General features: G+C 41.3%; 18 protein-coding genes. 8 read left to right on the top strand and 10 right to left on the bottom strand.

The features are described 5' to 3' along the window. Positions 1-54: 54 nt before the first annotated feature. Both IEW93_RS10175 and IEW93_RS10170 read right to left on the bottom strand, forming a co-directional pair. Complete coding sequence (locus tag IEW93_RS10175) at positions 55-696, bottom strand: hypothetical protein (protein WP_188739221.1); 642 nt, start codon at positions 694-696, stop codon at positions 55-57. A 66-nt stretch (positions 697-762) separates the two neighbouring features. Next, complete coding sequence (locus tag IEW93_RS10170; protein ID WP_188739220.1) at positions 763-1122, bottom strand: DUF2750 domain-containing protein; 360 nt, start codon at positions 1120-1122, stop codon at positions 763-765. Between the two features lie 225 nt (positions 1123-1347). Here IEW93_RS10170 and IEW93_RS10165 point away from each other — a divergent pair, with 225 nt between their 5' ends. The 5 genes from IEW93_RS10165 to ushA all read left to right on the top strand — a co-directional run bounded on the left by IEW93_RS10165 (position 1348) and on the right by ushA (position 6262). Continuing rightward, positions 1348-2595, top strand: coding sequence for a lytic murein transglycosylase (locus IEW93_RS10165; RefSeq protein ID WP_188739219.1), 1248 nt, complete (start codon positions 1348-1350; stop codon positions 2593-2595). Between the two features lie 89 nt (positions 2596-2684). Further along, positions 2685-3167, top strand: a complete 483-nt coding sequence (locus IEW93_RS10160) for an FKBP-type peptidyl-prolyl cis-trans isomerase (protein WP_188739218.1) — start codon at positions 2685-2687, stop codon at positions 3165-3167. Positions 3168-3252: 85 nt separating this feature from the next. Continuing rightward, positions 3253-3480 (top strand): DUF3389 family protein, encoded by a 228-nt coding sequence (locus IEW93_RS10155; protein WP_188739217.1) that lies wholly within the window; start codon positions 3253-3255, stop codon positions 3478-3480. Positions 3481-3557: 77 nt separating this feature from the next. Then, entirely contained in the window at positions 3558-4229 is a 672-nt protein-coding gene (locus IEW93_RS10150; protein WP_188739216.1) for an alpha/beta hydrolase, read from the top strand. 308 nt (positions 4230-4537) lie between these two features. Beyond that, positions 4538-6262 (top strand): bifunctional UDP-sugar hydrolase/5'-nucleotidase UshA, encoded by a 1725-nt coding sequence (gene ushA, locus IEW93_RS10145; protein ID WP_188739215.1) that lies wholly within the window; start codon positions 4538-4540, stop codon positions 6260-6262. Positions 6263-6379: 117 nt separating this feature from the next. Here the strand turns inward: ushA and IEW93_RS10140 are convergent, their stop codons facing one another. The 6 genes from IEW93_RS10140 to IEW93_RS10115 form a co-directional block, all read right to left on the bottom strand. Next, positions 6380-7231 carry a D-hexose-6-phosphate mutarotase gene (locus IEW93_RS10140; protein WP_188739214.1) on the bottom strand — a complete coding sequence of 284 codons (852 nt, stop codon included), beginning with the start codon at positions 7229-7231 and terminating at the stop codon, positions 6380-6382. 97 nt (positions 7232-7328) lie between these two features. Beyond that, positions 7329-7946: a DUF938 domain-containing protein gene (locus tag IEW93_RS10135; RefSeq protein ID WP_188739213.1), complete on the bottom strand. Its 618-nt coding sequence runs from the start codon at positions 7944-7946 to the stop codon at positions 7329-7331. Beyond that, complete coding sequence (locus IEW93_RS10130) at positions 7946-8608, bottom strand: response regulator transcription factor (protein WP_188739212.1); 663 nt, start codon at positions 8606-8608, stop codon at positions 7946-7948. The genes IEW93_RS10135 and IEW93_RS10130 overlap by 1 nt, the downstream gene beginning before the upstream one ends. 192 nt (positions 8609-8800) lie before the next feature. Further along, positions 8801-9238, bottom strand: coding sequence for an acyl-CoA thioesterase (locus IEW93_RS10125; protein WP_188739211.1), 438 nt, complete (start codon positions 9236-9238; stop codon positions 8801-8803). A gap of 116 nt (positions 9239-9354) precedes the next feature. Beyond that, a complete protein-coding gene (locus IEW93_RS10120; RefSeq protein ID WP_188739210.1) occupies positions 9355-9618 on the bottom strand; it encodes a Rho-binding antiterminator in 264 nt (87 codons plus the stop codon). 384 nt (positions 9619-10002) lie between these two features. Beyond that, positions 10003-10536: a SixA phosphatase family protein gene (locus IEW93_RS10115; protein ID WP_229706666.1), complete on the bottom strand. Its 534-nt coding sequence runs from the start codon at positions 10534-10536 to the stop codon at positions 10003-10005. 266 nt (positions 10537-10802) lie between these two features. Here IEW93_RS10115 and IEW93_RS10110 point away from each other — a divergent pair, with 266 nt between their 5' ends. Beyond that, entirely contained in the window at positions 10803-12065 is a 1263-nt protein-coding gene (locus IEW93_RS10110) for an HD-GYP domain-containing protein (protein WP_188739209.1), read from the top strand. A 304-nt stretch (positions 12066-12369) separates the two neighbouring features. On the opposite strand, the gene IEW93_RS10105 is transcribed toward IEW93_RS10110, so the two are convergent. Both IEW93_RS10105 and ppsR read right to left on the bottom strand, forming a co-directional pair. Continuing rightward, on the bottom strand, positions 12370-13434 hold the full coding sequence (locus IEW93_RS10105; protein WP_188739208.1) for a 3-deoxy-7-phosphoheptulonate synthase: 1065 nt from the start codon (positions 13432-13434) through the stop codon (positions 12370-12372). A gap of 206 nt (positions 13435-13640) precedes the next feature. Next, complete coding sequence (gene ppsR / locus IEW93_RS10100; RefSeq protein ID WP_188739207.1) at positions 13641-14453, bottom strand: posphoenolpyruvate synthetase regulatory kinase/phosphorylase PpsR; 813 nt, start codon at positions 14451-14453, stop codon at positions 13641-13643. Between the two features lie 126 nt (positions 14454-14579). Here ppsR and ppsA point away from each other — a divergent pair, with 126 nt between their 5' ends. Both ppsA and ydiJ read left to right on the top strand, forming a co-directional pair. Further along, the gene (gene ppsA / locus IEW93_RS10095; protein WP_188739276.1) at positions 14580-16949 is read left to right on the top strand and encodes a phosphoenolpyruvate synthase; all 2370 of its coding nucleotides are present in this window, start codon (positions 14580-14582) and stop codon (positions 16947-16949) included. A 117-nt stretch (positions 16950-17066) separates the two neighbouring features. Further along, a complete protein-coding gene (gene ydiJ, locus IEW93_RS10090; protein ID WP_188739206.1) occupies positions 17067-20114 on the top strand; it encodes a D-2-hydroxyglutarate dehydrogenase YdiJ in 3048 nt (1015 codons plus the stop codon). Positions 20115-20134 lie beyond the last annotated feature (20 nt).

The raw sequence follows: 20134 nt of genomic DNA, 5'->3' as shown, positions 1-20134 counted from the left end.
GAGTCATCGCGTTTCAATCACTAATCAACCTGTGGTAGCTATCAAAGTGACTTGTTATTGATCTGCGTCTTCAATTAATTCATCGATAATTTTTCGTTGGTGTTCACGGGTTATGCCAATATTCAGTCTGGCAATTTTAATGGCGTGGCCAAATTTAGCCTTGCCTAGTAACGTCACTAGTTGTTGTAAAAAGTGCGGGTCTAAAGACAAGGTATGGCTGTAGTGTTCTATTGCTTTAGGCAAAGAAGTAAACCTGACGTCATCAAATTCAAACCCTGCCTGATAATGACCGCTTTCTGCGTCTAGCAATATTCCATCTAGACTAAGTGGCCATCCTTTAGCGTTAATGCGTCCTTGGGCTATTTGATACATCATCCAGGCACTTTTTTTAAAGCCACCAAAAATTTTGCATTCAAATTCAGATTCTTCCAGTTCCTGTTCAGTCCAATTAATGCCGATGGCTAAATCTTTTTGATAGATATGCATTAATTGATCTTTTACCGCATCGCGGCAATCCCAAATTGAGGTTAGGGGATTTTTTTTTGCAAGCCCCAGGCATTCTTTGCATGCAGGTACAGTCAATGACGGGTGAGGCGTATGTGTCATTCTGTAATATTCAAATAATTGATTGCTAGGCTCAGCGCAAAACCAGCACGTATGACGTTGATCAAATGGAATATCAATTAATGGAGGCATAAAAAGGCCATTTAATAAAAAAGCCACTCAAAAGAGCAGCTTAATGGATAAAAAGTCGATAAAGATTTATTCTTTTTCGAAGTCAACGAGTTCTTTTGCTAATATGATAGGATCTAGCTCTTCGCATTCTTGCTCGGCTTCCCAATCGATGCCAACCAGTACGCCGTCATCATTTAAATCGCCAACCCAGTACTCTAAAAACTCAGTTAAAGTAATCGTAACTGCTTTGTAATCAGCCCACTCTTCAGTGCAATGACTATTTGCTGCTGCTTCACTTGACCATAATGGCATGACATCGGTGTCTTCAAATTCAGATGAGTCACATACAACCCAACCTTCACCCGTTTCATCTTGTAAGCCCCATAAGACTTGGTGTTGTTTTACGTTTTCGATAAAGGCGATTAGTGCAGGAGTTTGTTCGGTCATGATATGTCGCTTCAATGAGTGAGAATTAACATCATTATACGTACTCAAAAAATAAGGAAAAGGCTTAATTAATGACAATTATGTTTATGTTGAAACTTTGTACCAATTAAAATACAAAAACACAATTTCTGATAAATAAACAGGGTTTAATGCTAACAACTCTTGTGTCCTGAATGGGGATGCGTCACGATATTCATTATTTAATTGTGAAAAGTAAGTGTTTACATGGTCCTTCAAAGTCGTTTTTCGGTGTTTATTGCAGCAATGTGTGTTTCAAGCACCTTGTTGAGTGCTTGTGCGGTATCTGCTTCTCCAGAGCCTGTTGTCAATGTTGTGCCTGAGCCTGTCGTTGCAGATTTTGCAAGCTGTGTTGTTAATCTTCAGCAAAAAGCAAAGCTTGCTGGTATATCACAGGAGATAATCAACACCACTGTTGCTAATTTAAAGTTTGTTCCGCGAGTGATTGAACTTGATAATCAGCAACCTGAATTTACGACCACTTTTGGCGATTACTTTGACAAGCGAGTCACAACGTGGCGAGTTGACCAAGGCAAAAAAATGTTGGCCAAACATCATAAGTTATTGGCTAATTTAACAACAGAGTACGGCGTGCCTGGGCAATATATCGTGGCTTTTTGGGGCTTAGAAACGAATTACGGCAGTTATAAAGGCAGTATGCCTGTACTGGATTCATTAGCCACTTTGGCCTGTGATCCTCGACGCAGTGATTACTTCACTGGCGAATTAATTCAAGCTCTTAAGTTAAAACAGCAATATCAATTTGCTGATAATAAAATGGTGGGTTCGTGGGCTGGCGCCATGGGGCATACTCAATTTATGCCAACAAACTATCGTAAATATGCCGTTGATGGCGATGGCGATGGTGTTGCAGATTTATGGAATAGCGAAGCTGATGCATTGACATCTGCGGCAAACTTTTTACAGCATTTAGGTTGGAAAGCCGATCAACGCTGGGGACGTGAAGTGCTGCTCCCGCAAGATTACAGCTTTGAGTATTTGGGCAGTCAGTCTGTTTTACCGTTATCGAAGTGGCATGCCTTAAACATTAAGCAAACTAATGGTCAACCCATTGCCACACCAGAAATGCAAGCGGCTTTGTATTTACCCGCAGGGCATACGGGGCCTGCATTTTTAGGCTACGATAACTTTAATGTGATTATGCGCTGGAACCGATCAGAGTTTTATGCCATTTCAGTAGGGCATTTGGCTGACAGAATTAAAGGCGGCGCCCAGCTGAGCCGTGCTGTGCCAAAACAGCCTAGATTAAGCCGCGAAATGGTAAAACAATTGCAGCAAAAGCTTAATGATTTAGGTTTTGATGTCGGTAAGCCTGATGGTATTTTTGGCCGTAACTCAGCACTTGGCTTGCAAGGCTATCAGAAAACACAGGGGTTAATTGCCGACGGTTTTCCTGATGTAGATACCTTTAAAGCGTTGGGGATCCAACTGTAATAAGCCTTTTTTGGCGAGCAACACTATTTTTGTGGATGCATTGGCAGTCATTTGTTAAGCTTCGGCAAAATTTAGATTAAGGGATAACAATGAGCATTAAAGATGATATGGTTGTGCAGTTTAATTACACACTGCGTGACGAAAAAGGCGAAGTGATCGAGTCTAATGAAGGTCGCGATCCCATTGCATATTTGCACGGCCATGACAACATGATGCCAGGCATTGAAGATGCGATTAATGGTAAATCAGTGGGCGATAAGTTCACGGTTACGCCACCTGCAGCAGACACCTATGGTGAGCGTCAAGAAGGTGCTGAGCAACGCGTATCGGTAAAACATTTAGTGGGTGCTAAAGTGTGGAAACCAGGTATGGCAGCAGTTGTTCAAACTGAGCAGGGACAACGTCAAGTCACTATATTAAAAGTGGGTAAGTTTATGGCAACTGTGGATGTGAATCATCCTTTAGCTGGCCGTGAATTAACTTTTGATATCGAAATTGTTGCTGCTCGTGAAGCGTCTGATGAAGAAATCGCCCATGGCCATGCCCATGGCGCTGGTGGACACCATCACTAAGTAAAAATACTGTTTACCTTGAAATCCCAAGTGAATAACTTGGGATTTTTATTTGTGGTATATAAATACATATAAAGGAAAATCGATGGTTATCGACTTGTCTATCGGTAAACTGATTGTCACCGAAACTGAAATTCAGTGTCGTTTTCATGCCAGTCAAATCGTATTAACTGCTTCAGTCGATGACATTAGCTGTTTTCATCAAGGCTTGGTTATCGCCGCAGACGGCGGAACAGTTCGCTGGAGTATTAAGCTTGATAACGCCACACAACTAGAGCAGGTGCTCAACTGTACCGGTATACAAGCACAGTAACGCTTACTTTACTCAAAATAACCACAATGGTGAAATGTACGTGCTTTATATTTAACAAGTAATTGATATAAAAAGGAATGCTTATGTCGTCTTTAGATAAAATTGTCATAGAACCTCAAAAGCCTGCTACAGCCTGTGTGATTTGGCTACATGGTTTAGGTGATTCAGGCGCTGGTTTTGCTCCTGTGGTTCCGTTACTGGGCTTGCCAAGCGATCACGCAATTCGTTTTATTTTCCCGCATGCGCCAGAACAAGCCGTGACCATTAATGGGGGTTATGTGATGCGCTCTTGGTACGACATTAAAAGCATGGATTTACATGACAGAGCTGACTTACAAGGTGTGATGGAATCTGAGCAAGCTGTGAAAGAGTTGATTCAAGCGCAAATTGATCAAGGTATAAAGGCAGATAAAATCGTTCTCGCTGGTTTTAGTCAGGGAGGTGTTATGAGTTTGTTCACAGGTTTGCGTTTTACTCAGAAACTGGCGGGTATTATGGCATTGTCTTGTTATTTACCCGGTGGTGAACATTTACCAGAGCAACTCGCAAATGAAAACCAGACAACCCCTATTTTGCAACATCATGGTGAGCAAGACGATGTGGTGCCTTTATTTGCCGGAAAAATGGCCTTTGATGCGCTGACTTCTGCTCATTATCAAACAACGTGGAAAAGTTATCCGATGGCTCACAGTGTGATGCCTAATCAACTTGCTGATATAGGTCAATGGATACTGCATGTGTTGAAATAAAAGTTTAACGCCACTGTTCTCTATTTGGGATAATTGGCTTGTGCTTGATCATAAAAAAAAGTAAGTAATTTAAGTGGCTTAGCAGTCTATCTGTAGAGCCATTTTTTTTACTTGTTTTTAACATGTCATTTAACAACTCAATTGTTTGCCTGAGTGGATTGTTATCTGTTTAAGTTATTGTTATTAGTGTATTAAAAATCACATTTTGTCATAAAAATGAAATCAAAAACCGTCAATCTTTGTTATCATTCTGCCTGTGAATTGGATTTTCACAGATTTAAAAAATAAATAATAACTCGGGGTAAATCATGACAAACATGTTAATTAAAGGATTAGTGGCAACAGCTGTACTAGCAGCATTGGCTGGTTGTAACAGTGACGATGACAAAAAAGAAGTAGAAACACCAGTAGCTGCAACCTGTGCTGAAGCAGGTGATGCATGTAAAAAGTTCACCGTACTACACACCAATGATAACCACGGCCGTTTTTGGCATAACAGCGATGGTGAATATGGTATGGCAGCTCGTAAAGCGCTGATTGACCAAATTCGTGCAGAAGTCAGCTCTAATGGCGGTGAAACATTAGTATTATCTGGTGGTGATATTAATACTGGTGTGCCTGAATCTGACTTACAAGATGCATTACCAGATTTTATTGGTATGAACGAGATTGCTTATGATGCCATGGCTGTTGGTAACCATGAGTTTGACAACCCACTTGCCGTTTTAGATTCACAGCGTTCTATTGCTAACTTCCCAATGCTTGCAGCCAACATCTACAAAGCTGACGGAACACGCTATTTTGATGCATATAAAGTATTTGATATTAATGGTCTTCGTGTTGCTGTGATTGGTTTAACCACAGAAGACACGGCAAAAATTGGTAATCCAGAATATATCTCGGAATTGACCTTCACAGATCCAGCAACTGAAGCTGCAAAAGTTATCGCGGAAATTAAAGAAGCTAATGCAGCGGACTTAATTTTTGCAACCACTCATATGGGGCATTACGCTGATGCGCAAAATGGCAGTAACGCGCCTGGTGATGTAACTTTAGCACGCACACTAACGGCTGGTGATTTAAGCGCTATCATTGGCGGTCACTCACAAAATCCAGTTTGTATGGAACCCGATACAAATAATTATGCTGACTTTGAACCAGGCGATGACTGTACTCCTGATATGCAAAACGGCACTTACATCATGCAAGCTCATGAGTGGGGTAAGTATGTAGGTCGTGCTGACTTTGAATATTTTAACGGTGAACTTCACCTTGCAAGCTATAAGTTACTGCCTGTTAATTTAAAAACAACAGTAACTGATGCCGATGGCAATGAAACTGAAGTCTTTGTTGCTGATGAAATTACGCCTGATGCAGAACTTGAAGAATTATTAGCTTATTACCAAGAACGTGGCCAAGGCCAGTTAGATGAAGTTATTGCAACCACTGACGCATTGCTTGACGGTGTTCGCGCTAACGTTCGTAACATGCAAACTAACTTAGGTCGCTTAATTGCTGAAGCTCAGCGCACTAAAGTTGGTGCTGATATTGGTGTGATGAACTCAGGTGGTGTGCGTGCTTCAATTGAAGCGGGTAACATTACTTACCGTGACGTGCTAACGGTTCAACCATTTGGTAATACCGTTACGTTAATGTCGATGACTGGTGCTGAAATCACTGATTACTTAGGTACTGTTGCTTCATTCCAACGCGGTGCAGGTGCATACGCACAAATTACCGGTGTTAAAATGATCGTTGATTGTGCAGCTAAAACAGTCGCTATCAGCGAAATTAACGGTAAAGATTATAGTCCAACTGAGTCTTACAGCTTTACGGTTCCAAGCTTTAACGCTGCAGGTGGCGACGGTTACCCAGTATTGGATCCAATTCAAACAGGTTATGTTGATGCTGAAGTGTTATACACTTTCTTCAAAGACAAAGGCACTATTGCTGCAGCTGATTACGCACCAATGGGTGATATTGAATATCAAAACTCTGATAGCACATTAGGTTGTACCGTTACCGCTAACTAATAGAGCATTTAATGTTGAGTCATGCGAATGACCAACCATTATGCTTTATGTTATGTGGCTAATACCATAATTAAAAAGGCAGCTTAGGCTGCCTTTTTGCTATTTAGCTATTTAGTTTTATGCTGTTAACCAGCCTATACGAGTCGTTAGCCTGTGGCTTTCACCCGGTGCTAAAACGACCTTATCTTCAAGCACATTAGCGGCTTCTAAGCACACCATGGTGAGATAATCATCGTTATTAAAACGAGACAATCTGGCTGATTTTGCTATCCATGGGTTCCACAATACAGCCGAATGGCTATTTTCACGACTAACCACAATCGAGCCATGTGGTGTGTGTAGTGTTTGCTGAGGCGCTAAGTGAGTGTATACCCGATCGGTTTCTTTAGTGAACTCAACAGCATCGGCGGTTTGCTGAAAAGGGCCTTCGCCAAATTCAATATATTGTGAGCCATTAAAGCCGCTTGCACTGAGCTTGTGAATATCGCCAATAGGAAAGTAACTGTGTAAAGCTTGGGTTAAGCTCACTGGGTGATTATCCTTGTTAGTATTAACAATACTAACAGTAAGAGTTTCACCTAAAGTGAACAGAACTTTGACTTGGGTGTTATGTGGCCAATATTGTTGTTCGTATTCACTTTGCGGCAGGCTAAATACCAAATCGACTACTTGATCTTTTATATCAACTGATTCAAGAGACCAAATTTTATTACGCGCAAAACCATGTTGTGGATACTGAGGATTTTCATGCGTTCCAAACCATGGCCAACATATTGGTACCCCACCACGAATACCATTACCAGGCTGATAGTCATCGGCAGAGGATACCCACAGTAAGGGAGGCTTACCAGACGGTATAAATTGATCTATTTGGGCGCCTTGCATGAAAATCCGCGCCTGGCAGAGCTTTGTTTCAATACTTACATACTCAAGACCATTAGGGTGTTTTTGGGTGGTAACAGAACCCATAGTAAGTGTCCTTGTATTAATCAAAATCGCGAAATGAATTAAGCTTGTAGCTTACCTTATTTTCAAACAAGTGATAATGGGCAAGTGATTGTTGGGATTATACTAATGTAAAAAGTAACATTCGGTTATTGGCTGGCATGGCTATGTCCTCTTTAAGCTCAAAGCTTTGTTGATGAGCTAATGACGTAATCCATTCAATATCTCGGATCCCACTAACGGGGTTTTGTTGCTTAAGCCAAACATCAAACTGTCTATTACTGTCGCTTGTATAATTGCCAGAGTAATTGAAAGGACCATAAATGACCAAGCATCCTTTACTTGCTAAATGCTTAGCACAGCCTGAAAACAATGCCACCACATTTTCTTTGCTCATGATGTGCAGTGTGTTGGCAGTAAAGATTGCATCTAACGTTGTGGGTAATTGCGGCCAACAAGTACTTACATCCTGCTCTATGGGAGGGGCTAAATTGGCTAAAGGAAAATGAGCTATTCTTGCATGTAATGTAGGTATGTAACTTGCTTGATCACTGGGTTGCCAATGAAGATGGCTAAGGTGTTTGGCGAAGTAGGTACAGTGTTGTCCAGTGCCGCTGCCAATCTCTAAAACATGTGACGAATTAGCAAACCAGTGAAATAAATTATCTACTATAACTGACTTGTTATTTTCACATGCCTGAGAAAATGGCAACTGTGCTAGTGGTATTATGTGCGGCATTACGAAAGATCAACTTTTTCCATTTCAAGTTGCTGTAATGCAATGACTGCTTGAGTGCGATTGCGCACGCCAAGCTTTCTAAATATTGCAGTCGCATGGGCTTTAATGGTGGCTTCTGACACACCAAAATCATACGCAATTTGCTTATTAAGTAGCCCTTCTGCAAACATTTGTAATACACGATATTGTTGTGGGGTTAAATCGGATAAGCGGCTGGCCATTTGGTCTGTTGGATCATCAGACACTGGCACTAATTCTGTGTCGGCAGGCAACCAAATATCGCCATATAACACCGCCGTTAACGCCTCGGTCAATGACTCCATTGACGCTGATTTTGGGATAAAACCGCTGCTGCCATAATGTACAGCGCGGCTTATGGTATTGATATCCTCGTGTGCTGAAATCACCACCACTGGAATATCCGGGTAGTGTGTACGAAGGTGGATCAAGGTTGAATAACCATGTGAGCCAGGCATTTGTAGATCAAGCAAAATTAAATCAAATTGGCATTCGCTGTTTTCAAGTACAGATTCCAGTGCTTCTGCACTGTCTGCTTCGAGCCATTGTGTATGATTAAATGCGCTGCTTAATGCTTGGCGTAAGGCATTACGAAATAGCGGATGGTCATCAGCAATTATGATATTTAAATTTTCGAGCTTCATGGCTTTTTTTATTCTATGTTGCACGTGAAGATTAACTCAATGTAACAGAAAAGTAATCGAGTGTTCTATTGCTTTGTGACATAAAAAGAGGGTTTTTTGCGAATAACCATTCAATTATAGACTTTAGTCTATGGCGCAAGATGGCTTCTGGGTAACAAATGCAGCCAAATGACCGCATTTGTTACATTGTGCTTAAGCGTGAGGCCACACTTGTGTGGGTTGTCTGTTTTCATCAACGGCAACAAAGGTAAACACACCACGAATGGCATGCTCTCGATGATCTTTGTACATGTCTTCAACATAGATATTAACCTCGACTTTTACTGAGGTATTACCCACATGAATGACTTTGGCAATGAGTTCAGCAAGGCTGCCAGCAGGTATTGCTTTTTTAAAGTCGATACGGTCTGAACTCACTGTCACTAACGATTTTCGACAAAAACGCGTGGCTGCGATAAAGGCGGTTTCATCCATCCATGCTAATGCATCCCCACCAAATAAAGTATTGTGATGGTTGGTGTTAGAGGGAAAAATAGCTTTGATCACCCGCGCTTCAGATTGAATGATCCTCGCCGCGATATCGTCAGGGAAATGGGTTTCTGTTTGATTTGGATTTTGAGCAAGCGACATACAAGGACCTAAATTAACTAATAGACAGGAAAAGCGGCGCGCATTGTACTGTATGAGCTTAAGATATGTCGAATATTACCCAGTATTATTTATCCTGATTGGTATTGCTGTTTAATTTAATCGAGTTGCAAATGTTTGAATATGGCATGTTCATTGAGTACATCAATATGCTTAATGTCAGTTAACAAAATGGTTATTGGTTGCTGCTGTTGTGTTACGCCGCTAATTGCTTCATGTTTTGTTTCACCCTGGTGAACGATAATGGTTTGGCTAAAGCGCCCCACAAGCTCAACACCTGAACGTAAGCTTATCTTCACTTGGTACTGCTGTAAGCACATGATTTCTATGTAGTCATAGTGTTCACATTTTATTAGAGTCATTTTTTATACCATTTCAGTTGTCGATATTGAGCTAATCTAAGCTGTGTTTGTTTTTTAATACTGATGTTGTTTGAAAATATAACGGATTAAGCACGGCGAATGAATTAGCGCCTAGCGGTTTAGAGCATACTCGTTGAACAAAGCAGTAAGTATGTACAAGAGTCTGATGATTTTTCCTGTTTTTTGCAGCGTTTGTTGGCCATTATTTTTGTTGGCCATTATTAAAGCGTTATCGGTTTTTTATCTAGATCGTTATTTTACCTTTGAATATATTTATCAACTAAGATAAACACGCACTTGGTGCTCAATTCATTTGTGCACAGAGTGAAACCGCTAATATGTTAGACATCGATTTTGACTTAATAACAACAGCAAATAGGGCGGTTAATATCGTAACAATACGGTAGATACTTGGTGATTATTGGCATCAAGCGTGATGATATAAAGCCTGTCAAATTCAGTTGCATCATTTATAGCGGGTTGTTTTTCTGCGCCCAGTTGTTCTGCAAGCGCTGTGGTTGTATTGCTGTGGCCGATCACCAAAATATGCCCTTGCTGTTTACGTAATATTTCTGCGGTAGAGTTAAGATCAGATGGGTCGTACAAATGGGGTGCTAGTTGTTGGTCTTTTGCAACCGCAAGTGCAGTTTCGCGGGTTCGCTTGTAGTCAGTGGTATACACTTTGGCCAATGGTGTACTTGATAATACGCTCGCTAAACGAATGGCACGTAGTTTACCTTGGGCCGACAGGCTAGGGTCGTTTCCCTCTAGTTTTTCAGCGTGTCTCACTAAATAAAACACTTTGGATTGGGCTGCAATGATGCCATCTTTTTCTACTGGTTCAATGGTTTGTGCCATAGTGTAATGACTAAAAAATGTTACTAAAAACAAAAAACAGTATCGAATGCTAAGCGTCATGCCTTACTCCTTTAACGATGTATTGTTTATCAATAGCGGATTAGCAAAAAAGGCAAAAGATTCACTTTGCCATAATTGTAAAGTTTATATGCAATTTTACATCATTTGAGTTACATGAGTTAAAGGTTATTCATGGGTTATTAATCGTGATCAATTTTTTGCTAGTTTGCCATTATCCAGCAATACTTGCTTTAAGTTGATGCTCATGCGAACCGCATCTATTAATGCAAGCACGATGGTGGGTGCACACAAACTAAGGATGGGTTATGTCTGAATCTTTAACCGCACAAATTATTCAAATAGAGCCAGATGATGCCTTGCCGTTATGGCGCCATACTATTTTTATGCGCTTATTTACCACTCTCGTGATCATATGTGTTCCTGTCTATATTACGAGTGTTTACTTGTGTATTGAGCAAGGCATCTGGTACATGGCTATATTTGATACCATTGCATATGGCCTAATGATATTTGTGGTGTTTTATTCTTCTATAACTGATAAAACCCGTTATATGTGTGGTTGCGGTTTGGCATTTTTTATTGGGGCAGGTTTTTTAATTGTTCTTGGTCCTTCTGGTGCTGGATTTTTTTGGTTATTTACGTTTCCCCCATTAACCAGTGTGTTACTGGGTTCAAAAGCTGCTATTGCTGCGCAACTTATCAACGCTGTTTTATTAATCATAACGGGTGTGGCTTTTCACTATCAATGGTTACATTGGCCTGTAATGGAGCACTTTTCAACCTTGATTTGGTATGTTGTAGTGATTAACTTTTTAGTCACCTGTGCCATTGTTACTCAGTCAATTTCTTACCTATTGGGTAAATTAACCCATTCATTACAATCTACTTTAGCATCTAGACAAGCCACAGTGATTGGTTTGGCAAAGTTAGCAGAATATCGCGACAATGATACGGGGGCGCATCTTATTAGAATGCAGCAATACGCGAAAATGTTAGCTAAGCAAAGATTAGAAGATGAACAGGTTCCAGAGGAGCTCACAGAAGCTTTTATTAAAGAAATAAGCTTGTCTTCAATTTTACATGATATTGGTAAGGTAGGGGTTGCTGATCATATTTTGCTTAAGCCCGGTAAGTTAACGCCTGCAGAGTTTGAACACATAAAAGCTCACCCACAAATGGGCGCAAAGGTCATAGACAGTTTGCTAAAGTATGCTCCTCAATGTCAGTTTTTGTTAATGGGACGAGATATTGCGGGAGGACACCATGAAAAATGGGATGGCAGTGGTTATCCAAAAGGCATTAAAGGTGAGGCGATCCCTTTATCGGCAAGAATAGTGGCGTTAGTTGATGTTTATGATGCATTAACATCCCCCCGTTGCTATAAACGTCCTTTTACTCATCAAGAGGCAAAAGACATTATTTTGGCTGGTCGTTCTACTCATTTTGATCCGGCATTAGTAGACAGTTTTATCTCCATTGAGCATCGCTTTGCCGAATTATCTCAAGCCTCTTTATCACACCATTCTGCAAGTTATGAATCTGCCTTAAAGACAGCTAACAGTGTGTGATGATTTGTGTCTATATTGGTGCTGTGTTTGTATTTATGAATAAAAAATGCCAGTCTATTTTGACTGGCACTTGATGTGTGGCACGTACATTATTTGGCGTGTAAATTACTTAACCTCAACTCTGGTTAAGAGATGAATAAATAACATCGATTCTAACAATAACTCCATACGATGCATTCAAACTTGAAATTTGCGCTGATAACTAGGCAAATTTACGCGTCAATAGCGAGTCTATTGCAAGTGAATTTAACAACGTTATCGGTGCAAAGAACTGTTTGAAATGCATTTATTATCCAGAGTTAGGTTACTTAGCAAGTAAGTTTATACGGTCACGAGAGGCTTGGGCTAATTCACGTAATAGCTTTTCAGAATCTGCCCAATGTAGGCAGGCATCGGTAATACTTTGACCATACACAAGAGGTTGGTCTTTAACCACCTTTTGATTGCCCTCAATCATAAAGCTTTCTGCCATAATCCCAGCAATTGCAGTACTGCCTGCGCGCATTTGTTCCATAATACTCTGAGCAACGTTTAGCTGGTTTTTATGCTGTTTTTCGCTGTTACCATGGCTAAAATCAACCACCATGCGTTGAGTTACACCAACTTGTTCTAGCTGTGCTCGAGCGGTTTCAATGTCTTTAGCAGAATAATTAGGTGTTTTACCACCCCGTAAAATAATGTGGCCAAATGGATTGCCGTGAGTACGGTAAACAGCCATTGCGCCATCTTTATCTGGCGAGTAGAAAATGTGTGGCACTTGTGCTGCACGAACGGCATCAACAGCAATATTGATATTACCGTCGGTACCATTTTTAAACCCAACAGGGCAAGATAGTGCAGAGGCCATTTCACGGTGAATTTGGCTTTCAGTGGTGCGTGCGCCAATAGCACCCCAGGTTATAAGATCTGCAATATATTGACCATTGACCATGTCTAAAAATTCAGTAGCGATAGGCAATTTAAGCTCAGTAATTTGTTGCAGCAGCTGCCGTGCCATACGCAAACCTTTATTAGGGCTAAAACTGCCATCTAAATCTGGGTCTGAAATAAGGCCTTTCCAACCTACAATCGTGCGTGGCTTTTCAAAATATACTCGCATTAAAATACATAAGTCGTCTTTGAGCTCGTGATGCAGTGTGGCTAATTTTTGAGCGTACTCTAAAGCCGCCTTGGTGTCATGTATTGAACAAGGCCCGATAATCACTAACAAGCGTTGATCTTCACCGGCAATAATGGCTTCTACTTCGCGGCGCTGAGCCACTAAATAATCTGCTGCATCTTGAGTTAAAGGGTATTCTGACGCCAACTGAGCCGGAGAAATCACTTTGCTTAGCAGGGTTGTTCTTAGTTCATCTGTTTTAATAGTCATGCACATTACCGAAAAATCGTGAGATGCATCAGCATCATAATGCTCGGGATTATATACCCAAAGAACTTAAAGATGCGAGGCTTAGCCTAGGATTGTCTGGACTAAAAAAGCGATTGCGTTAAACGTGAAAGGCGAATTGACCCTAGTCAATGTCGCCACCTGATGGTTTTATCGGCTATTTGCAACCTAAATCGATTGTTTATTTATCAGAACATATGGCGTTCAAGGCCTGTGATGTCGAGTATTTTTGTGGCTATTTCTTCTACAGAGTGATTCGTGGTGTTCACAAAAGGGATACGTTCTCTTTTGTACATCATTTCAACTTCTTTAACTTCAAGGCGGCATTGTCTTAATGATGAATAACGGCTGTTTTCCATGCGACTTTGTCTAATTTCATGCAGTCGTTGAGGGTCAATAGTTAGGCCGAATAACTTTGATTTATTGCGTTTAAGCGACTCAGGTAACTTAAGATTATCCATGTCATCTTCAGTAAACGGGTAGTTCGCAGCTTTTATACCAAATTGCATGGACAGGTATAAACTCGATGGCGTTTTACCACAACGAGATACACCTAATAAAATAATGTCGGCTTTATCCATGTGTTTCATGGTTTGGCCATCGTCATTTTCCATTGCATAGTTTATGGCATCAATTCGGGTCTCATAGCCATGATTACCTTTACCATGAGTACGATGCAAAATGGGCTTGGCTTGTACCCCTAAGTGTTGTTCGAGTGGCGCAACAAAGGTATTCAAAAAGTCGTAATCGACACATTCGCTCGAAAAAATCACATTACGAATTTCAGGATTAATGATCGAATGGAATACAAGTGGTCTTTCGCCTGTTGTAATAAAACAATCATTTATTTGTTGTTTAACTTTTTGTGCTCGTTGGACCGTTTCAACGAAGGGAATTGTAAGTGCTTCAAATTCAATAGGAAACTGTGAAAGAACCGCATGTCCAAAAACCTCTGCTGTGATCGCGGTCCCATCTGAAATATAAAATACTTTTGGCGCCATTCTGACCTCTTGTAGTAATAAAATTACAAATAAAATTATAGATTTACGCGTGTTGTATGGGAGTGTAAGATGCTATTGCCCTCGTGTGAAGTGGCCACTGAAATAAAAACTTGCGGAGATAAAACTGTGCAGCAATACGTACTCTGGTATCAAGAATTAGGCATGGGTGATGTAAACAAGGTTGGCGGAAAAAACGCATCCCTTGGTGAGATGATCAGCAATCTGGCTAATGCAGGGGTTCAAGTTCCTGGCGGTTTTGCTACGACTTCTCATGCGTTCAATGAGTTCCTTGAACAAAGTGGAGTAAACCAGAAGATTTTTGACATTCTGGCTACATTGAATGTGGATGATGTCAATGAACTGGCAAAAGTAGGTGCACAGATCAGGCAATGGGTGATTGAAACCCCATTCCAGCCAGCACTTGAAAATGCTATTCGTGAAGCATATGAGCAATTATCAAGTGAAACGCAAGATGCGTCATTTGCGGTGCGTTCATCAGCAACGGCTGAAGACATGCCAGATGCATCATTTGCAGGCCAACAAGAAACATTTTTAAACGTAAAAGGGTTTGATGCTGTCATGCTAGCGATTAAGCATGTATACGCGTCGCTCTTTAACGATCGTGCAATTTCTTATCGTGTTCATCAAGGTTATGAACATCAAGGTGTTGCTTTATCTGCTGGCGTACAACGTATGGTGCGTTCAGACAAAGCGGCTTCTGGTGTGATGTTTACAATGGACACTGAGTCAGGCAATAACGACGTTGTGTTTATCACTTCATCTTTTGGTTTAGGTGAAATGGTTGTACAAGGTGCGGTTAACCCTGACGAATTCTACGTGCACAAACCAATTTTATCTCAAGGTCACGATGCCGTTGTGCGCCGTAACATTGGTAGTAAGTTGATTCAGATGGTTTATTCTGATGACGCTTCTCATGGTAAGCAGGTTAAAATTGAAGACGTGGCCGCAGAGCAACGCCGTGTATTCTCTATTAATGATGCCGAAGTGATGGAGCTTGCTAAGCAAGCCATGATCATTGAGCAACATTATGGTCGTCCAATGGATATCGAATGGGCAAAAGACGGTAACGACGGTAAGTTGTATATCGTTCAAGCTCGTCCAGAAACCGTTCGTAGCCGTGAAGATGTACAATTAATTGAACGCTACCACTTAAAAACCAAAGGCGATGTAATATGTGAAGGTCGTGCCATTGGTCATAAAATCGGCACAGGTGTGGCCAAGGTGCTAGCGTCTATTGAAGACATGGACCAAATTCAGCCTGGCGATGTGTTAGTGACAGACATGACAGACCCAGATTGGGAACCCATCATGAAGCGCGCAAGTGCGATTGTTACTAACCGTGGTGGTCGTACATGTCATGCTGCAATTATCGCTCGTGAATTAGGCGTACCAGCAGTTGTTGGCTGTGGTGACGTTACCGACCGTATTAAGAGCGGCGACATTGTTACTGTATCTTGTGCCGAAGGTGATACTGGTTTGATTTACTCAGGCGAGCAAAAGTTTGAAGTTATCACCAATCGTGTAGACACTTTGCCGTCATTACCAATGAAAATCATGATGAACGTGGGTAATCCAGATCGTGCATTCGATTTTGCTCGTTTGCCAAACGAAGGTGTGGGCTTAGCTCGTTTAGAGTTCATCATTAACCGCATGATTGGTATTCACCCTAAAGCCTTGCTTGAATTTAACGACCAAACTGCTGAGCTACAATCTGAAATCAATGACATGATTGCTGGTTACGACTCACCCGTTGAATTTTATATCGCTCGCCTAGTGGAAGGCATTGCAACGATTGCGTCTGCTTTCTATCCGAAAAAAGTGATTGTACGTATGTCAGACTTTAAGTCTAACGAATACGCTAACTTAGTCGGCGGTGATCGTTATGAACCAGAAGAAGAAAACCCAATGTTGGGCTTCCGTGGTGCAAGCCGTTATATTTCTGAGTCATTCCGCGATTGTTTTGCGCTTGAATGTGAAGCGATTAAACGTGTACGTAACCAAATGGGCTTAACTAACGTTGAAGTGATGATCCCGTTTGTTCGTACAGTAAGCGAAGCATCACAAGTAATTGAATTACTCAAAGAGCAAGGTTTAGAGCGTGGAAAAGATGGTTTACGTGTCATCATGATGTGTGAGCTTCCTTCTAACGCCTTATTAGCTGACCAATTCCTTGAGCATTTCGATGGTTTCTCTATCGGTTCAAACGATTTAACTCAGTTAACATTAGGGTTAGACCGCGACTCAGGTATTATCAGTCATTTGTTTGATGAGCGTAATGATGCTGTTAAAGCATTATTATCTATGGCCATCAAAGCCGCAAAAGCCAAAGGTGCTTATGTAGGTATTTGTGGCCAAGGCCCATCAGATCATTCTGATTTTGCTGCATGGTTAGTTGAACAAGGCATCGACACAGTGTCATTAAATCCTGATACCGTCATTGATACTTGGTTATATTTAGCCGAAGCTCATGGATAAATAACACCAAAATTGCAATTCAACCTGCAATTTTATCAAGTTGTCTTAAAAGCCGCTTTTTAGCGGCTTTTTTTTGTTTATAATGAACTCAATATACCAACAATTAAAAAGCCCTCTATGTTACCTTTGCTATCACATAAACAAACATTAGAACCTATCTATCTTGAGTTTCTTGACACGCTCGAACAAAGTGAGTTTGAGGGTGAAATAGACAAGCGCTACAGTGCGAGGCTTATTCAGGCAACCGATAATTCGGTATACCAATTTTTACCCCAAGCGGTGATATACCCACTACATCAACAAGATGTTGAATTAGTGTTATCACTAGCCGCACAGCCAAAATATAAACAAGTCACGTTTAGTGCTCGTGGTGGCGGTACGGGTACTAATGGCCAATCATTAACGCACGGGTTGATTTTGGATGTGTCACGCCATTTAAACCAAGTACTTGAAATAAATGCAAAAGAAGGCTGGGCAAGGGTACAGGCTGGGGTTGTTAAAGATGCATTAAACGATGCTTTGCGTCCACATGGATTCTTTTTTAGTCCAGACTTATCAACGTCTAACCGAGCAACTATAGGCGGTATGGTTAATACCGATGCCTCTGGTGCTGGTTCATTGGTTTACGGCAAAACTTCAGATCATGTGTTAGGTATCACAAGTGTACTTATAGATGGAAGTGTATTGAGCACAACCCCAATAGAACACCATTTACTTAAGCAGCAACCCTTTGGTGATAATCAATTAGCCAATACTATTGCCACTAACATTGCAGATGTCTGCCGTGCAAAACGCGACGCCATTATTGATCGTTTTCCAAAACTTAATCGCTTTTTAACCGGTTACGATTTAAAGCATGTGTGGAATGATGAGTTAACACAATTTGACCTATCACGTATTTTAGCGGGCTCAGAGGGCACGCTTGCTGTTATCACTGAAACTAAACTAAACCTAACTCCGTTACCTAAAACCCGGATAATGGTTAACATCAAATATGATTCATTTGAGTCTGCACTGCGCCATGCTCCGTCGTTAGTACAAGCTAAAGCGACAGTTGTTGAAACCGTTGACTCTAAAGTACTTAACCTAGCTCGTGAAGATATTATTTGGCATTCAGTAGCAGAGCAAATTAAGGCGGTGCCTAATAAAGTCATAGAAGGTCTCAACATGGTTGAGTTTGCCGGTGACGATGACGAAGTGAACCATAAGGTTGCACAGTTAGATGCCATGTTGAGTGAACAACTCAACCAACAGCTATATGGATTAGTTGGTTTTCAAGTTATTACCGATAGAAATGATATCGACAATATTTATGCCATGCGAAAAAAGGCTGTGGGTTTATTGGGAGCAACAAAAGGCAACCGTAAGCCATTAGCATTTGCTGAAGATACCGCCGTGCCCCCAGAAAATTTAGCCGATTATATTATGGAATTTCGCGCATTATTAGATGGCCATAATTTACAATATGGGATGTTTGGTCATGTTGATGCTGGAGTGTTGCATGTGCGACCCGCACTAGATATGTGCGATCAAGCGGACGAAAAACTGCTTAAAGTTATATCAGATCAAGTGGCTGCGTTAACCCTTAAATATGGCGGCTTAATGTGGGGCGAACACGGTAAAGGTGTTCGCGGTGAGTATGGCCCAGCAGTGTTTGGTGATGAACTTTATGCTGTGCTCGAGCAAATAAAAGGCTGGTTTGACCCTGATAATCGTTTAAACCCCGGAAAACTAGTTGCACCAGCGCAATCTGGCCCACTTATGTTTAATGTCGACAGTGTTAAGCGTGGTAGTTTCGACAGACAAATCCCAGTGCAAACGCGTAATGCATTTCCAGATGTGATGAATTGCAATGGTAACGGCTTGTGCTTTAACTACAGCAGTTACTCTCCAATGTGTCCATCGTTTAAAGCGACAGGCGATAGAGTACAATCTCCAAAGGGCCGTGCAGGATTAATGCGAGAATGGTTACGTTTGTTAGAGGCCGAAGGTGTTGATGTAGAACAACTGGCCAAATCTAAACCATTAGGTTGGATGCAGCGTACCCAAAATACCCTAAACAACCAGCGTGATTACGATTACTCCCATGAGGTGATGGAATCGCTAAAAGGCTGTTTAGCTTGTAAGGCTTGTTCTGGTCAATGTCCTGTTAAAGTGGACGTGCCAAAATTTAGGGCGCAGTTTTTCAATATTTATTACAAACGTTATTTACGCCCAGCAAAAGATTACCTAGTCGCGGGTATTGAAGACACATTACCCTTGATGGCGACGATGCCAAAGGTCACTAATTTTGCATCGCAAAACCCACTTAGCCAGTGGGTGATTAAAAAAGCCATTGGTTATGTCGATGCACCCAAATTGTCAGTTCCCACATTAAAGCAACGCTTAGATGGGCACGCCAGTCGTGGCTATGACCTTGATGCTTTGTGTGCAATTCCCGAGGCTGAACGCAGCCAATATGTATTGGTAGTACAAGATCCATTTAATAGCTTTTATGATGCAGGCTTGGTATATCGTTTTATTCAGCTCATTGAAAAGTTAGGTTTAAAGCCGGTGTTATTGCCGTTCAAACCCAATGGTAAACCTACACACATTAAAGGCTTTTTAGACAAGTTTGCTAAAACTGCACAAGACAGTGCAGACTTTTTAAACCGTGTTCATGCGCTAGGCATGCCAATGGTTGGCCTCGATCCAGCCTTAGTATTGTGTTACCGCGATGAATATAAAGAAGCACTAGGCCAACGCCGTGGCCCGTTTGAAGTCAAATTGGCTAATGAGTGGTTAAGCTCAGTGATAGCAACTCGTGCAGTGGTTGAACCTTTAGCCAAAGATACACCACAATTTACCTGGTTTAGCCATTGTACGGAATCGACCGCAAAACCGAATACCGCTAACGAATGGAAAGCCATATTCAGTCACTTTGGGGCCAAACTCAATAGCGTTAGTTTAGGTTGTTGTGGCATGGCGGGGACTTATGGCCATGAACTGGATAATCTCGAACGTTCTGAACAATTATTTGAAATGTCTTGGCAACCAAGTATTGAAAAAATTGCACAACATAGCCAGGTGCTGGTATCGGGGTATTCTTGTCGTAGCCAAGTAAAACGTTTTGCAGGCTTTAAACCTCAACACCCAATTGAAGCATTACTTAAGTTGATGGATTAACAATAGATTAAGGCGGATCG

Source organism: Shewanella inventionis (assembly GCF_014641855.1).
In the GTDB taxonomy this organism is placed as follows: domain Bacteria; phylum Pseudomonadota; class Gammaproteobacteria; order Enterobacterales; family Shewanellaceae; genus Shewanella; species Shewanella inventionis.
This window is presented reverse-complemented; position numbering and strand designations above follow the sequence as displayed.

Coding starts and splice junctions, on each gene's coding strand:
- IEW93_RS10115 (WP_229706666.1), bottom strand. CDS start 10,536: ATGACGCTTAGCATTCGATACTGTTTTTTGTTTTTAGTAACATTTTTT.
- IEW93_RS10125 (WP_188739211.1), bottom strand. CDS start 9,238: ATGTCGCTTGCTCAAAATCCAAATCAAACAGAAACCCATTTCCCTGAC.
- IEW93_RS10175 (WP_188739221.1), bottom strand. CDS start 696: ATGCCTCCATTAATTGATATTCCATTTGATCAACGTCATACGTGCTGG.
- IEW93_RS10120 (WP_188739210.1), bottom strand. CDS start 9,618: ATGACTCTAATAAAATGTGAACACTATGACTACATAGAAATCATGTGC.
- IEW93_RS10140 (WP_188739214.1), bottom strand. CDS start 7,231: ATGGGTTCTGTTACCACCCAAAAACACCCTAATGGTCTTGAGTATGTA.
- IEW93_RS10155 (WP_188739217.1), top strand. CDS start 3,253: ATGGTTATCGACTTGTCTATCGGTAAACTGATTGTCACCGAAACTGAA.
- IEW93_RS10160 (WP_188739218.1), top strand. CDS start 2,685: ATGAGCATTAAAGATGATATGGTTGTGCAGTTTAATTACACACTGCGT.
- IEW93_RS10165 (WP_188739219.1), top strand. CDS start 1,348: ATGGTCCTTCAAAGTCGTTTTTCGGTGTTTATTGCAGCAATGTGTGTT.
- IEW93_RS10135 (WP_188739213.1), bottom strand. CDS start 7,946: ATGCCGCACATAATACCACTAGCACAGTTGCCATTTTCTCAGGCATGT.
- ppsR (WP_188739207.1), bottom strand. CDS start 14,453: ATGGCGCCAAAAGTATTTTATATTTCAGATGGGACCGCGATCACAGCA.
- IEW93_RS10170 (WP_188739220.1), bottom strand. CDS start 1,122: ATGACCGAACAAACTCCTGCACTAATCGCCTTTATCGAAAACGTAAAA.
- IEW93_RS10130 (WP_188739212.1), bottom strand. CDS start 8,608: ATGAAGCTCGAAAATTTAAATATCATAATTGCTGATGACCATCCGCTA.
- IEW93_RS10150 (WP_188739216.1), top strand. CDS start 3,558: ATGCTTATGTCGTCTTTAGATAAAATTGTCATAGAACCTCAAAAGCCT.
- IEW93_RS10110 (WP_188739209.1), top strand. CDS start 10,803: ATGTCTGAATCTTTAACCGCACAAATTATTCAAATAGAGCCAGATGAT.
- ydiJ (WP_188739206.1), top strand. CDS start 17,067: ATGTTACCTTTGCTATCACATAAACAAACATTAGAACCTATCTATCTT.
- IEW93_RS10105 (WP_188739208.1), bottom strand. CDS start 13,434: ATGACTATTAAAACAGATGAACTAAGAACAACCCTGCTAAGCAAAGTG.
- ushA (WP_188739215.1), top strand. CDS start 4,538: ATGACAAACATGTTAATTAAAGGATTAGTGGCAACAGCTGTACTAGCA.